Raw genomic sequence first — 12,488 nt, forward strand, 5'->3', positions numbered from 1 at the left:
TGCCTATTTGACGTTTCGGCTCGCGAACGTCCTGAATTCCGCCGTCCTGGGGTTGTCGAACATCGCCTCGGGCTCGCCCGTCTCCCAGATCTTTCCCTCGTGCATGAAGACGATCGTGCTGGCCACCCGGCGCGCGAAATTCATCTCGTGCGTGACCAGCACCATCGTCATGCCATCACGGGCCAATTGCTCGATGACGGCCAGGACCTCTTCGGTCAATTCCGGATCCAGCGCCGAGGTCACCTCGTCAAAGAGCATCACCCGGGGGTCCATGGCCAACGCGCGCGCAATGGCCACACGCTGCTGCTGTCCGCCCGAGAGCTTGTCCGGATACGCGTCGATCTTGTCCAGCAGCCCGATCCGGCTCAGGACCTGCTCCGCCACACGACGGTTGTCTTTCTCACTCATGCCCTTCACCAGCCGGGGCGCCAGCATGATGTTCTGGGCCACGGACAGATGAGGGAACAGGTTGTAGCTCTGGAACACGATCCCGACGTCCTTGCGCAACGCCCGCAGCTTTGTCGGTTCGTAGTCCATCGTGTGCCCGGATATCTCGATGCGGCCGCCGTCGATGACTTCGAGTCCGTTGAGGCAGCGCAGCAGCGTGCTCTTGCCGGAACCGCTGCGGCCCAGCAGCGCGATCACCTGGCCGCGCTCCACATTCATCGAAACGCCCTTCAGAACTTCGTTGTCGCCAAAGCGCTTGCGGACATTTTCAACTGTCAAGATAGACACCGGTCTTCCCCTCCAGATAACGGCTGAAACGCGACATGGGGTAGCAGATGGCCAGATAGATCAGCGCTACCGTGATGAAGACCTTGAACGGTTCGAAGGTCACGTTATTGACAAGCTGCCCGGCACGCGTCAATTCGATGACGCTGACGATCGAAACGATCGAGGTATTCTTCACCAGTTGCACGAGAAAGCCGACGGTCGGTGGCAGCGCGATCTTGACCGACTGGGGCAGGATGACATGCCGGTACTGCTGGGCCCGGGTCAGCGCGAGCGACGCCGAGGCCTCCCACTGCTGCACATGGACGGACTGAATGGCGCCGCGCCAGATGTCGCCCAAATAGGCGCTCGCATAGATCGACAGCGCCATGGAAGCAGCCACTATCGGCGGCAGTTCGAAACCCGCCTGGGCCAGCCCGTAGTAGGACAGAAAGAGGACCATCAGGACCGGAATCCCCTGAATGATCCCGATGTAGACCCGCGAGGCCTCGCGCAGCGCGCGGTTCGACGACACCCGCGCGATGGCGATCGCCATCGCCAGAACCCCGCCCAGCAGGGACGCCACCAGCGTCAGGACCAACGTCCAGCCCGCCGACTGCAGCAGGAACAGGAACTCCGGCCACCCAAAGGGACGAATCATGACGGCACCCCTTTTTCGGCAGCGCGCCGAGACGATCCGTGCCGGCGCGGAGACCGCTGCGCAAACAGATAGTGCCCCAGCAATGTCAGCAAGACCTTCAACACCAGGGCAAGCGCCAGATACAGCAGCGAGGCCACGATGTAGACCTCGAAGCTGCGGAAGGTGAGCGACTGTATGGTCGCCGACTCGCCGCTGAGCTCCTGGACGGATATGAAAGAGCACACGCTGGAGGCCAGCATGGTGAGGATGAATTGACTCGCCAGGGAGGGCCAGACCTTCGCGACGGCGGGCTTGAGCACGATATGCAGGAAGACCTGGGTGCGCGTCAGCGACAGCGACAGGCCGGCCTCGATCTGGGAGCGATGCGTGGCGTCGATCCCCGCCCGGAAGATTTCAGCGCTGTAGGCCCCGAGGTTGATCACCATGGCCAGCAGACCAGCATAGAGCGCCGGCATGCGGAGACCCAGGGACGGAAGGCCAAAGAAGATGATGTAGAGCTGGACGAGAAACGGCGTGTTCCGGATGGTCTCGACATAAAAGTCGATGATCACCCGGAATCTCCGCTTCATCATCACGCGCAGACTGGCTGCGACCAACCCCACGGTTCCACCCAACACGATGGCCGCGAAAGACAGCTTGATGGTGAGCCAGAAGGCCCGGATCAGCGCAGGCGACTGATCCAGGACTGGCGCAAATTGCAGATCAAAAGCCATACATCACTCAGAACACCGGCATGTCTTTAGGCATGGGATGTCCCACCCACTTCATGGCGAGCGCATCCAGCTCCCCGTTGTTCTTGGTATACGAGAGCGTCGTATTCAGCCACTGCAGCAACTCGTAGGATCCCATGCGCACGGCAATCGACTGGAAGTCATTGTGGAACGGGAACATCACGGCCAGGTCGGCACCGGGTCGGGACTTGAGAACCTCCTTGTAGATGGTCTCGGGGATGGCAACGGCGTCCACCTGTTGCGTGAGCAGCGCCTGGGTGGCCGTCAGGTCATCGTCGAACGGCGCCAGCGTCACGCCCTTGGGCGACACTCGCATCAGCGCGGCTTCCTGCGGCGTTCCGCGAGCGATGGCGACCTTCTTGCCGATCAAGTCGTCCATGGTCTTGAAGGTTGCGCCCTTGTGACCGACAACCACGAGCGGAAAGACGTTGTACGACCCGGTGAACATCACCACCTTCGCACGCGCCGGTGTGGCCCCCAGGGTGGCGATCATGAAATCGACCTTGCCGGCTTCCAGTGCGGGGATCCGCGCTGCCGTCGTATAGGTCGTGATCACTGCGGGAACACCCAGATAGTGGGCGAAAAGGTTGGCCAGATCCACATCCAGGCCTTTGGCCTTGCCATCCGCGTCCACGAAGCTGAACGGCGGCGCACCACTGTTGACGCCGATCAGCACTTTTCCGCGTTTCACGATATCGTTGATCGACTGGGCACTTGCAGTGGCACTCATCAAGAGCATCACTGCGGCCAGAAAGCCGCCCAGCCAGATGTTTCTTAACAGTCTCATAGGTCCTCCTGTCACGATGGAATGATTTTTTCGTATGAATCGGGGTACCGCAACCACCAGTCTTTGATCGTGAATGTCTCCTCCTGAGTGTCGTGTTTACAAGCGGGGAATCATCAGCCCCCCGTCGATGCTGATCGCATTGCCCGTCGCGAACGGGACCAGCCCCGATACCAGCGTCGCCACGGCGCGCGCCACATCTTCGGGCTCGCCCCAGCGAGGCACCGGCGACAGCCCCTGTTCGATCATCGCGCCGTACATGTCGCGGACTTCGGCAGTCATGTCCGTTCGGATCAGCCCCGGCTGGATCTCGAACACCGAGATCCCGTCCCGCGCCAGCCTCAGCGCAAAGAGCTTGGACATCATGGAGAGGCCGCACTTCGAGATGCAGTACTCCCCCTTCTCGACGGACACCAGATGCGCGTTCGAGGAAGACAGCACGACGATGGTGCGCCCCTGCTCGCCGGACCCATCCGCCAGCATGCGCCGCGCGACCGTCTGTGTCAGAAAGAAGGTGCCCCGCAAATTGATGTCGAGCACTTCGTCGAAGTGCTCCGGGGTCACGTCGAGCAGGTCACCGCGCTTGCGCACCTGCACGCCGGCGTTGTTGACCAGCGCATCCAGACGGCCAAACCGACTGTAGACGGCATCGACGATGCGCTCGTGGGTATCGGCCTGTGCAATGTCGCCGCAGACGAATTCGACGCGGGCGCCGCGAGCCTGCAGGCCGGCGACCGTTTCAACGGCCAGATCGTCTTCGCGGATGTCATTGATCAGCAGATCGAACCCCGCCTGTGCCAGGGCATATGCGATGGCACGGCCAATTCCCCGGCGGCCCCCGGTCACGATGGCAGCGCGCCGGCTGACGGAACGATCACTCATGCGTCACTCCCCGGAAGGGTTCGGTCCGCACCTGGCGGAAAGCACTTCCCCGCGGCGCGGCCACGACACGGCGCGCGACCAGGTCATCGATCTGCGCGGTCTCCATCCCCAGATCGGACAGAATGGCATGGGTGTCGGCGCCCGCTGCCAGCGCAAAGCGCCGGGTCGGGAGCTTCTTGCCATCGTAGCGGACGGCCGCGTTCAGCAGCGTGAAGCGCAGGCCTTCGGTTTCGATGGTCTCGAAGACCTCGTTGTGAAGCGCCTGCGGATCGGCCTGAAGGTCGGAGTAGTCCTGGACGGGGGCATACCACAGCCCGGCGCGGTCAAAACGGGCCACGAAATCCCCAAAGTCGAATCTCAGGACGGCCTCCGCCACCGCGGTCGCGTAAGCGTCCCGGTCCTCGTAGCGGTTGCAGTCGGCGAGCGCTTCCAGCCGGTCGCTTTCAAGCGTTCGTGCGAGCTGAATGGGATCGTTCAAACCAATCACGACAAAGCGATCATCGCGCGTGCGATATACCCCGTAGGGTGCTTCGTGGAACCAGGTTGCCAGATCGGGATGCCGCCGGTAGCGATCACGCTGGACACCCGCGTTGATGTACGCGGCCAGCGCCTCTGCCTGTAGATCCAGCCCTGCGTTGAAGAGACTGGATTCGACCCGGGCCCCCTGCCCGGTGGTGAGCTTCCTGACATAGGCCGCCACCACCGCCATGGCGAGGAGCGCTCCGCCATGCTGGTCCACGACGGCGGCTCCCACGGCCTTCGGGGCTGAAAAGCGTTCGCCTGTGCCCGCCACCAGGCCGCACCGCGCCTGGATGAGCAGATCCTGGCCGGGGCTGTCGCGCATGGGCCCGGAAGCGCCGAAGCCTGTGGCCGACGCGTAGATCAGGGCCGGATTGATTTCCCGGGCGCGCTCATAGCCGAAACCGAGACGATCGAGAACGCCTGGACGGAAATTCTCGACCACGGCGTCACTCCGCGCCATCAGGCGCTCGACGATGTCCCGGCCCTCGGGCGTCTTCAGATCCACCGCCAGGCTGCGCTTGTTCCGGTTCGCACACAGAAAAAAAGAACTCACGCCGTCGATGAAGGAGCCGGCCCCCGCCCAGTGGCGCTCGTGCGCGCCGGCAATCGGTTCGATCTTGATGACGTCCGCGCCAAGATCCGCCAGATACTGCGTGGCGGCCGGGCCCTGCAGGTAATGGCACAGTCCCAGCACTTTCATTCCGTTCAACATATCGTCGTTCATTACCGAAGAGGCCCCACCGCAAGATGTGTTCGGACCGAATGCCCGGATCCGACAGAAAACGTTTACATTTCCAGCAGCATAATTTTCATCCCGGAATTCATGAATAGGGATAAACCACTAAGGGCTAACAGATTTTCTGATGTAATATCTGATGAAATCGGTTTCCAACAAAGTGGCTGCCCTACTGGACTCCGCCGGGTGCGCATCGCCGCGTCTCGTGCTTGCACGTTTCAGCTCCTCATGCCCCCGCGCCCGGGCGGCCTTTCCCCTTATCCAGGAGCATGCATCATGGGTTCTTCTTCCGTCTATACCCCCGAAGGCGTCATTCCGGCCGTCCTCATGCCGTTCCAGGCCGACCTGGAAATGGACCGGGGCGCGTACCAGCGTCACGTACAGGACCTGGCAGGCACGGCAGGGGTCACTGGCCTCGTGGTCAACGGCCACGCTGCAGAGGTCCACACGCTCTCCTTCGACGAACAGAAACTCGCGCTGGACCTGACGCTGGACACGGTCGGGGACAAGACGCCGATCATTTGCGGCATCTATGCCGAAAGCACCCGTTATGCCCAAAAGCTCGCGCGCATGGCCGCCGCGGGGGGCGCTCGCTGCCTGCTCGCCTTCCCGCCCAATGTCCTGATGTTTCGCGGCGAAGACCGACCGGAGCTGTTCGTGGACTACTACCAGGCCCTGGCCGACACCACCGACCTGCCCATCGTCCTCTTCCAGTTCCCGAAATGGACCGGCCTGCAGCTTTCGTTCGACACCCTGATCAAGGTCTGCGAAACCATTCCGCAGATCGTCGCCATCAAGGACATGTGCTCGGACCCGGCACTGCACGAAAAGCAAATCCGCAACCTGCACGCGCTGGCGCGGCCGGTCAGTGTCCTGACGACCCATTCTTCCTGGCTCATGGGATCGGTGCCCATGGGCGTGCGCGGCATCATCTCGGGCGCCGGAAGCGTGATCGCGAATCTGCAGGTGGCGCTGTTCGAGGCGTTCCAGCAGCATGACCTGATGCGCGCCCAGGCTGTGGGGGACCGCGTCTACGCCGCCGTCCAAGCCTTCTATGAGGCTCCCTACATCGACTGGCAGGCCCGCATGAAAGAGTCGCTGGTTGCCCTGGGCCGCCTGCCCAACGCCTATGTTCGCCCACCGCTGAAGGCAACGCACAACCCCGAGCGCCTCGCGCGCTGGCTGCGCGAAGCCGGCCTGACGCCGGAATCCGTGTACGCCAAGGTCGCCTAGCCATGAGCGGCCCGGGAACGAATACCGGATCCACCGACACTCTCGTCCTCGCCGAAGTCCGGGAAGGCGGCGTCATGGTGCTGACGCTGAACCACCCCCGCAAGGCCAATTCGCTCAGCACGGAACTGATGGTGGAGCTCTGTGCCCATCTCCGGGAAGCCGACGAAAATCCCGACGTCCGGTGTGTCGTCCTGACCGGCTCCGAGCGTATCTTTTCCGCCGGCTCCGACATTTCGGGAATGGTCCATCAGGGAGTGGACTGGTACCTGGATCCGCAGCGGCTGGAACGCTGGCACCAAATCGAGGAGTTCCCCAAGCCGCTGATCGCCGCCGTCAACGGACCGGCGATCGGAGGGGGACTCGAACTTGCCCTGCTGTGCGACCTTGTCGTGGCCGGCGACGGCGCATCGTTCGGCCAGGGTGAAATCACGATCGGCGTGATCCCCGGAGACGGCGGCACGCAGCGTCTGCCCCGCGCCGTCGGCAAGGCCCTCTCCATGTACATGATCCTGAGCGGGGAACGGATCCCGGCCATGCGTGCTCTCCAGGCGGGCCTCGTAGCCGAGGTGGTCCCCGCTGCGCAAGTCGTTCCGCGCGCCACGAAGATCGCCGCCATCATTGCGTCCAGGGCGCCTCTGTCGGTGCAATACGCCAAGCGGGCCGCCCGGGAAGCCTTCGAACAGCCGCTGTCACAGGGGCTCGCGTTCGAACGCCAGATGGTCACGGAAGTCTTCAAAACCGCCGACCGCGCCGAAGGCATGCAGGCGTTCCTGGAAAAGCGCCCACCCGAGTACAGCGGCCGGTAATCAGGGGACACTGTCCAGATAGCGTTGCAGGATGACGGCGGCCGCCACGGCGTCGTCGGGCGCATTGGACCCCAGGATGCGCTGCGCTTCCAGGCTGGAACCGCGCTCGTCGACCATCACCACAGGCAGTCGGTACCGTCCCTCGAGCTGACGGGCAAAACGCCGACTCTGCTGCGACGCGGGCTGCTCACCGCCCTCCAGGGTGAGCGGCAGGCCCACCACGACCGCATCCGGCTGCCACTCGGCCAACAGCGCGCCGACTTGCTCGAAGCGCTGGTCCCGCGTGGCCGGCCTGAGAATGCACAGCGGCCGCGCCCGGGCCGTCAGAGTGTTGCCGATGGCCACGCCGATCTTCTTCGACCCGAAATCGAAGGCCAGGAAGGTCCGTTCGCAGCGGTGGCCGGCTTGTCGATCAGGCATGCCCCGCATCGCCCGTCAGCATCGAGGAGCGGATGCCGAGCTGGGCCAGCGCAGCATCGTAGCGGCCCTCGGCGGGCGTATCGAAAAGGATCTCGCGCGTAGCCAGGACATTGAGCCAGGCGTTCCGCGCGAGTTCATCCTCGAGCTGGCCCGCACCCCACCCGGCGTAGCCCAAGGTGACCAGAATATGCTCGGGCCCATGGCCGTCGGCCACGTCCTGCAGCACGTCGCGCGAGGTCGTCAGGGCCACGTCCTCGCCGAGTGCGATGCTGGAGCTGTAAGCCCGCTGAGGGACGTGGAGGACGAACCCGCGATCGGTCTGCACCGGACCGCCAAAAAACACAGGGGACTCCTGGACAGGGCCGATCTCCAGCGAAAGCTTCAGGTCGATGCGCTGCAGCAGGTCTCCTACCGTCAGATCTGTGGGTCGATTGACGACCAGCCCCAGCGCACCATGTTCGGTGTGCTCGCAGACATAGATCACCGTGTTGGCCAGCTCGCCTGCGACTCTGCCCGGCATGGCCAACAGGAACTGGCGGGAGAGATCGATCTGCGGATGGCCTTCAGTGGCATGCGGTTCTGTGGTCATGGCAACCTCCAATCGCCCGGCCTCGCGGCCCATACGCCTAGAGTATCAGATCTCGATCAATTCGAAATCTTCCTTGCGGGCCCCGCATTCGGGGCACACCCAGTTGGGGGGCACGTCTTCCCACCGCGTGCCGGGCGCAATGCCGTCTTCCGGATAACCTGCGGCCTCGTCATAAATCCAGCCGCAAATCAGACACATCCAGGTCCGCATGAACTTTGCCTCGCCATTCGCGCCTGCCGCGTCACGGCAGGCCGCATCCATTAGAATGGGGCCATAGTACACAACCTGCCGGGCACCGCACCGGCATGCGATCCGCGACATGGCAGCCCTTGATTCTTCCGTAACGCCACTTCCTTTGATTTTCGGCCCTTTCGACCCAAGCGGTGCCAGTAACCTGCCCATCGACGCAGTCATCAGCGCCCGCCTTGGCGCCCACGCCGGGTCGGTGGTGACCGCCATTCACGTGCAGGATACCGCGGGCGTGGAAACCATCCAGCGGCTGCCGCCGGACCTGATCGACGACCAGGCCAGATGCCTGCTCGAAGACATGGCTATCGGTGCCCTGAAGATCGGCCCGCAATATGACCCCGAGACCATTTCGGTCCTCGCTCAGATCACGGCGGACTACAGCGAACTGCCGCTGGTCTTGCAACTCGTCAGCCCGCCATCCGTGCCCGACCTGGAAGACCTCGATAGCGAAGAAACCGTCAGCGCCATGCTGGAGCTGCTGGCCCCGCAAGCCCTGGTCGCGGTCGTGGATGCGGGGCTGCTGGAGCGTTGGGCGGGACAGGGGTTGCTGTCGGCCTCGGGTGCCGACAGCCCGGTCGCGGCACTGCATGACTTCGGCATCTCGCACGTGCTGTGCGGCAACGGCGCGCTAGGCGACGGCTTCAATGGTCTGAGCTTCCATTCCAGGGGCCTGCCGTCCCGGCGCTGGCCCTGGCCTGCACCCAACGTGCGCGTGAGCGACAGCGAAAGCCTGCTCGCCACGATCATGGCCTGCCTGCTGGCGCAGGGGCGGGAACCCGCCCAGGCGGCCCAGCAGGCGGTGGCGGCCGCCGGCCCCATGCTGGCGCGCAACTTCCACCCCGGCATGGGCCAACGCATTCTTCGGCACACCTCGCCATGAGTCCGTTGCGCTTTCCCGGCGGCCTCTACGGCATCACCCCCGACTGGGCGGACACCGACCGGCTGCTGTCCGCCATCGAACAGGCCCATGCCGGCGGCATGGTGGCCCTGCAGTGGCGCCGCAAGCACGGCACCGCTGCCGAGCGACACGCCCAGGCGCGCGAGGTGCGTACGCTCTGCACACGGCTGGGCCTCATCCTGATCATCAACGACGACTGGAGGCTCGCGGCCGACCTGGACGCTGACGGGGCCCATCTGGGCCGCGACGACGGCTCCATCCCCCAGGCCCGGTTGGCGCTGGGATCGGACAAGCTGCTGGGATGTTCCTGCTACGACCGGCCGGATCTCGCCGAACAGCGCCTGCAACAGGACGTGGACTACATCGCCTTCGGCGCCCTGTACCCGTCTCCGACCAAACCGGAAGCCGAGCACGCGACGCTGGACCACATCCGCGCCGGACGCCGTCTGGCCGAACGGCAGTTCCCCCGGCCTGCCGTGGTGGCGATCGGCGGACTGACCGCCGGGAACGCAGCCCCCGTTCTGGCCGCGGGGGCCGACAGTCTGGCCATCATCAGCGCCGTCTTCGAGGCCCCCGACATCCGGGCGGCCGCACAACGCTGCACGGATCTTTTCACCTGAACCTCATGCCGCCTACTGACCATGCCCCGCAACATTGAACTCTTCGAACGCGCCTGCCGCGTCATTCCGGGCGGAGTGAACTCGCCCGTACGCGCCTTCCGCTCCGTGGGCGGTACCCCGCCCTTCATCGCGCGCGCCCAAGGCCCCTACCTGTGGGATGCCGAGGGCACCCGCTACATCGATTACATCGGATCCTGGGGCCCCGCCATTCTGGGCCACGCCGACCCCGAAGTCGTGCTGGCGGTCCAGCAGGCGGCCGTGAACGGCCTGTCCTTCGGCGCCCCCACCGAAGCCGAAGTCGATCTCGCCGAAGCCATCATCGCACGCATGCCATCGATCCAGCAGGTCCGGCTGGTCAGCTCGGGCACCGAGGCCACCATGTCGGCGATCCGCCTGGCGCGCGGCTATACGGGGCGCGACAAGATCATCAAATTCGAGGGCTGCTACCACGGCCACGCCGACAGCCTGCTGGTCAAGGCCGGCTCCGGCATGTTGACCTTCGGCAACCCGACCTCGGCGGGCGTCCCGCCCGAATTCGTACACCACACGCTGGTGCTGGACTACAACGATCTGGACGCCGTCGAGGCTGCCTTCGCGCAATACCCGGACGAGATCGCCTGCATCATCGTCGAGCCCATTGCCGGCAACATGAACATGGTGCGGCCCGCCGCGGGCTTCCTGGAAGGCTTGCGCCACGTCTGCACCCGGCATGGCGCGGTGCTGATCTTCGATGAGGTGATGACCGGTTTCCGGGTGGGGCCTCAGGGCGTGCAGGGACTGACGGGCATCACGCCTGACCTGACCACGCTCGCCAAGATCATCGGCGGCGGCATGCCCGTGGGCGCCTTCGGCGGCCGAGCCGACATCATGGCGCAGATCGCCCCGCTGGGCCCCGTCTACCAGGCTGGCACCCTGTCGGGCAATCCGGTGGCCGTGGCCGCCGGCCGCGTCACGCTGCGCCGCCTCGCCCAGCCCGGCTTCTACGAGGCTTTGCACCAGCACACCGGGGCCCTGGTCCAGGGCCTGATCGAGCGGGCCCGGGCGCACGGCGTACCTTTTTCCGCCGACTGGCAGGGCGGCATGTTCGGCCTGTACTTCCGACCCGCGCCGCCTACGAGCCTGGCGGAGGTTTCCGCCTGCGACATCGAAGCGTTCAGGCGGTTCTTCCACGGGATGCTGTCCGCGGGCATGCACTTCGCGCCTTCGGCGTTCGAGGCTGGCTTCGTGTCGGCCACGCACGACGACACCGTCATCCAGGCCACGCTGGATGCGGCCGACCGGGTCTTCGCGCAACTGTGAGGGCACCGCCGTGCCCGCCGGCTTTCGGCATTAGAATGGCTGCTTTCAGCTGATTTCCGGCGTGCCGCCGACGTGCGGCATTGCCGTCCTGATTCCAGGGGTTCCCGCCACATGGCCATCAATCTGAGTATTCCCGCACGCGACGACGTCTTTCCTGTGCCCGGCATCCGCATCGGCATGACCGAGGCAGGCGTGCGCAAAGCGCACCACAGGGACCTCACGGTGCTGCTGCTGGACGAGGGCGCCGCGGTGGCCGGCGTCTTCACGCGAAACCGGTTCCGCGCCGCACCCGTCCAGGTCTGCGAAGCCCACCTGGCATCCGATTCCAGCATCCGGGCGCTGGTCATCAATACGGGCAATGCCAACGCCGGTACGGGGGCGCGTGGGCTGCAGGCTGCCCGGCAGACCTGCGAATCGCTGGCCCGGCAGCTCGAGCTGGCTCCCGGCCAGGTCCTGCCTTTTTCCACCGGGGTGATTCTGGAACCGCTCCCCGTGGACCGCATCGTTGCGGCGCTGCCGGCCGCCATCGCGCAAGCGCGGCCCGACCATTGGTTCGAGGCCGCCCACAGCATCATGACCACGGACACCCAGCCAAAGATCCATTCGCGAAAGATCGAACTGGGCGGCCGGAGCGTCACGCTCACCGGCATCAGCAAAGGCGCAGGAATGATCCATCCCAACATGGCCACCATGCTTGGGTTTCTGGGGACGGACGCGGGGCTTCCCGCAGCGCTGCTGCGGCCGATGGTCAGGCGAATCGCGGACCGGTCCTTCAACCGCATCACGGTGGATGGCGATACGTCGACCAATGATTCCTTCATCATCATGGCCACGGGCGCAAGCGGGGTGCATATCGAATCCGCGGACGACCCCCGCTTCGCGGCGCTTGAGCAGGCCCTCACCGACGCCGCCCGCGACCTCGCCCAGAAGATCGTGCGGGATGCCGAAGGATCGACCAAGTTCATGACCATACAGGTCGAGCAGGCGGCGACCACAGAAGAAGCGTTGAAGGTCGCCTACGCAATCGCGCACTCGCCGCTGGTGAAGACCGCGTTTTTTGCGTCCGATCCGAACCTGGGGCGCATTCTGTGCGCCATCGGCTATTCCGGCATCGACGACCTGGACGTATCCAGAATCACGCTTTGGTTGGGGGATGTGCGCGTGGCGAGCCAGGGTGGCCGGGATCCGGGCTACCAGGAAGCCGACGGCCAGCGGGTCATGGCGGCGGCGGAGATCCTGGTTCGGGTAGCCCTGGGGCGGGGCGACGCCGCCGATACGGTCTATACCTGCGATCTGTCCCACGAGTACGTCAGCATCAACGCCGACTACCGGTCCTGACCGCCCTCC

At 64.8% G+C, this 12,488-nt stretch carries 15 protein-coding genes; 6 read left to right on the plus strand and 9 right to left on the minus strand.

The genetic code is table 11. The features are described from left to right. Positions 1–3: 3 nt before the first annotated feature. The 6 genes from ACVCMJ_RS09985 to ACVCMJ_RS10010 form a co-directional block, all read right to left on the minus strand. A complete protein-coding gene (locus ACVCMJ_RS09985; protein WP_447081267.1) occupies positions 4–735 on the minus strand; it encodes an amino acid ABC transporter ATP-binding protein in 732 nt (243 codons plus the stop codon). After that, positions 716–1,372 carry an amino acid ABC transporter permease gene (locus tag ACVCMJ_RS09990; RefSeq protein WP_447081268.1) on the minus strand — a complete coding sequence of 219 codons (657 nt, stop codon included), beginning with the start codon at positions 1,370–1,372 and terminating at the stop codon, positions 716–718. The genes ACVCMJ_RS09985 and ACVCMJ_RS09990 overlap by 20 nt, the downstream gene beginning before the upstream one ends. Then, the gene (locus ACVCMJ_RS09995) at positions 1,369–2,085 is read right to left on the minus strand and encodes an amino acid ABC transporter permease (RefSeq protein WP_447081269.1); all 717 of its coding nucleotides are present in this window, start codon (positions 2,083–2,085) and stop codon (positions 1,369–1,371) included. Before ACVCMJ_RS09995 ends, ACVCMJ_RS09990 begins: the two co-directional genes overlap by 4 nt. 7 nt (positions 2,086–2,092) lie before the next feature. After that, complete coding sequence (locus tag ACVCMJ_RS10000; protein WP_447081270.1) at positions 2,093–2,890, minus strand: transporter substrate-binding domain-containing protein; 798 nt, start codon at positions 2,888–2,890, stop codon at positions 2,093–2,095. 96 nt (positions 2,891–2,986) lie between these two features. Then, positions 2,987–3,769: a 3-ketoacyl-ACP reductase gene (locus ACVCMJ_RS10005; RefSeq protein ID WP_447081271.1), complete on the minus strand. Its 783-nt coding sequence runs from the start codon at positions 3,767–3,769 to the stop codon at positions 2,987–2,989. Continuing rightward, positions 3,762–5,015, minus strand: coding sequence for a CaiB/BaiF CoA transferase family protein (locus ACVCMJ_RS10010; protein WP_447081272.1), 1,254 nt, complete (start codon positions 5,013–5,015; stop codon positions 3,762–3,764). Before ACVCMJ_RS10010 ends, ACVCMJ_RS10005 begins: the two co-directional genes overlap by 8 nt. 288 nt (positions 5,016–5,303) lie before the next feature. Here ACVCMJ_RS10010 and ACVCMJ_RS10015 point away from each other — a divergent pair, with 288 nt between their 5' ends. Further along, the gene (locus ACVCMJ_RS10015; protein ID WP_447081273.1) at positions 5,304–6,260 is read left to right on the plus strand and encodes a dihydrodipicolinate synthase family protein; all 957 of its coding nucleotides are present in this window, start codon (positions 5,304–5,306) and stop codon (positions 6,258–6,260) included. Between the two features lie 2 nt (positions 6,261–6,262). Continuing rightward, positions 6,263–7,066 (plus strand): enoyl-CoA hydratase-related protein, encoded by an 804-nt coding sequence (locus tag ACVCMJ_RS10020; protein ID WP_447081274.1) that lies wholly within the window; start codon positions 6,263–6,265, stop codon positions 7,064–7,066. Here the strand turns inward: ACVCMJ_RS10020 and ruvX are convergent, their stop codons facing one another. Genes ruvX through ACVCMJ_RS10035 form a run of 3 tightly spaced genes read right to left on the minus strand, consistent with a single transcriptional unit; the run spans position 7,067 to position 8,285 of the window. Beyond that, positions 7,067–7,495 carry a Holliday junction resolvase RuvX gene (gene ruvX / locus ACVCMJ_RS10025; protein WP_447081275.1) on the minus strand — a complete coding sequence of 143 codons (429 nt, stop codon included), beginning with the start codon at positions 7,493–7,495 and terminating at the stop codon, positions 7,067–7,069. Then, entirely contained in the window at positions 7,479–8,075 is a 597-nt protein-coding gene (locus tag ACVCMJ_RS10030; RefSeq protein ID WP_447081276.1) for a YqgE/AlgH family protein, read from the minus strand. The genes ruvX and ACVCMJ_RS10030 overlap by 17 nt, the downstream gene beginning before the upstream one ends. A 45-nt stretch (positions 8,076–8,120) precedes the next feature. Next, positions 8,121–8,285 (minus strand): rubredoxin, encoded by a 165-nt coding sequence (locus tag ACVCMJ_RS10035; RefSeq protein WP_353134962.1) that lies wholly within the window; start codon positions 8,283–8,285, stop codon positions 8,121–8,123. A 109-nt stretch (positions 8,286–8,394) separates the two neighbouring features. Between ACVCMJ_RS10035 and thiD the strand changes: the two genes are divergently transcribed. The 4 genes from thiD (at position 8,395) to argJ (ending at position 12,479) form a co-directional block, all read left to right on the plus strand. Further along, positions 8,395–9,204, plus strand: a complete 810-nt coding sequence (gene thiD, locus ACVCMJ_RS10040) for a bifunctional hydroxymethylpyrimidine kinase/phosphomethylpyrimidine kinase (RefSeq protein WP_447081277.1) — start codon at positions 8,395–8,397, stop codon at positions 9,202–9,204. After that, positions 9,201–9,842 carry a thiamine phosphate synthase gene (thiE, locus tag ACVCMJ_RS10045; protein ID WP_447081278.1) on the plus strand — a complete coding sequence of 214 codons (642 nt, stop codon included), beginning with the start codon at positions 9,201–9,203 and terminating at the stop codon, positions 9,840–9,842. Before thiD ends, thiE begins: the two co-directional genes overlap by 4 nt. A 21-nt stretch (positions 9,843–9,863) precedes the next feature. Further along, positions 9,864–11,141: a glutamate-1-semialdehyde 2,1-aminomutase gene (hemL, locus tag ACVCMJ_RS10050; RefSeq protein WP_447081279.1), complete on the plus strand. Its 1,278-nt coding sequence runs from the start codon at positions 9,864–9,866 to the stop codon at positions 11,139–11,141. 111 nt (positions 11,142–11,252) lie between these two features. Further along, the gene (argJ, locus tag ACVCMJ_RS10055) at positions 11,253–12,479 is read left to right on the plus strand and encodes a bifunctional glutamate N-acetyltransferase/amino-acid acetyltransferase ArgJ (protein ID WP_447081280.1); all 1,227 of its coding nucleotides are present in this window, start codon (positions 11,253–11,255) and stop codon (positions 12,477–12,479) included. Positions 12,480–12,488 lie beyond the last annotated feature (9 nt).

This window comes from Castellaniella sp. UC4447_H14, from assembly GCF_052978285.1.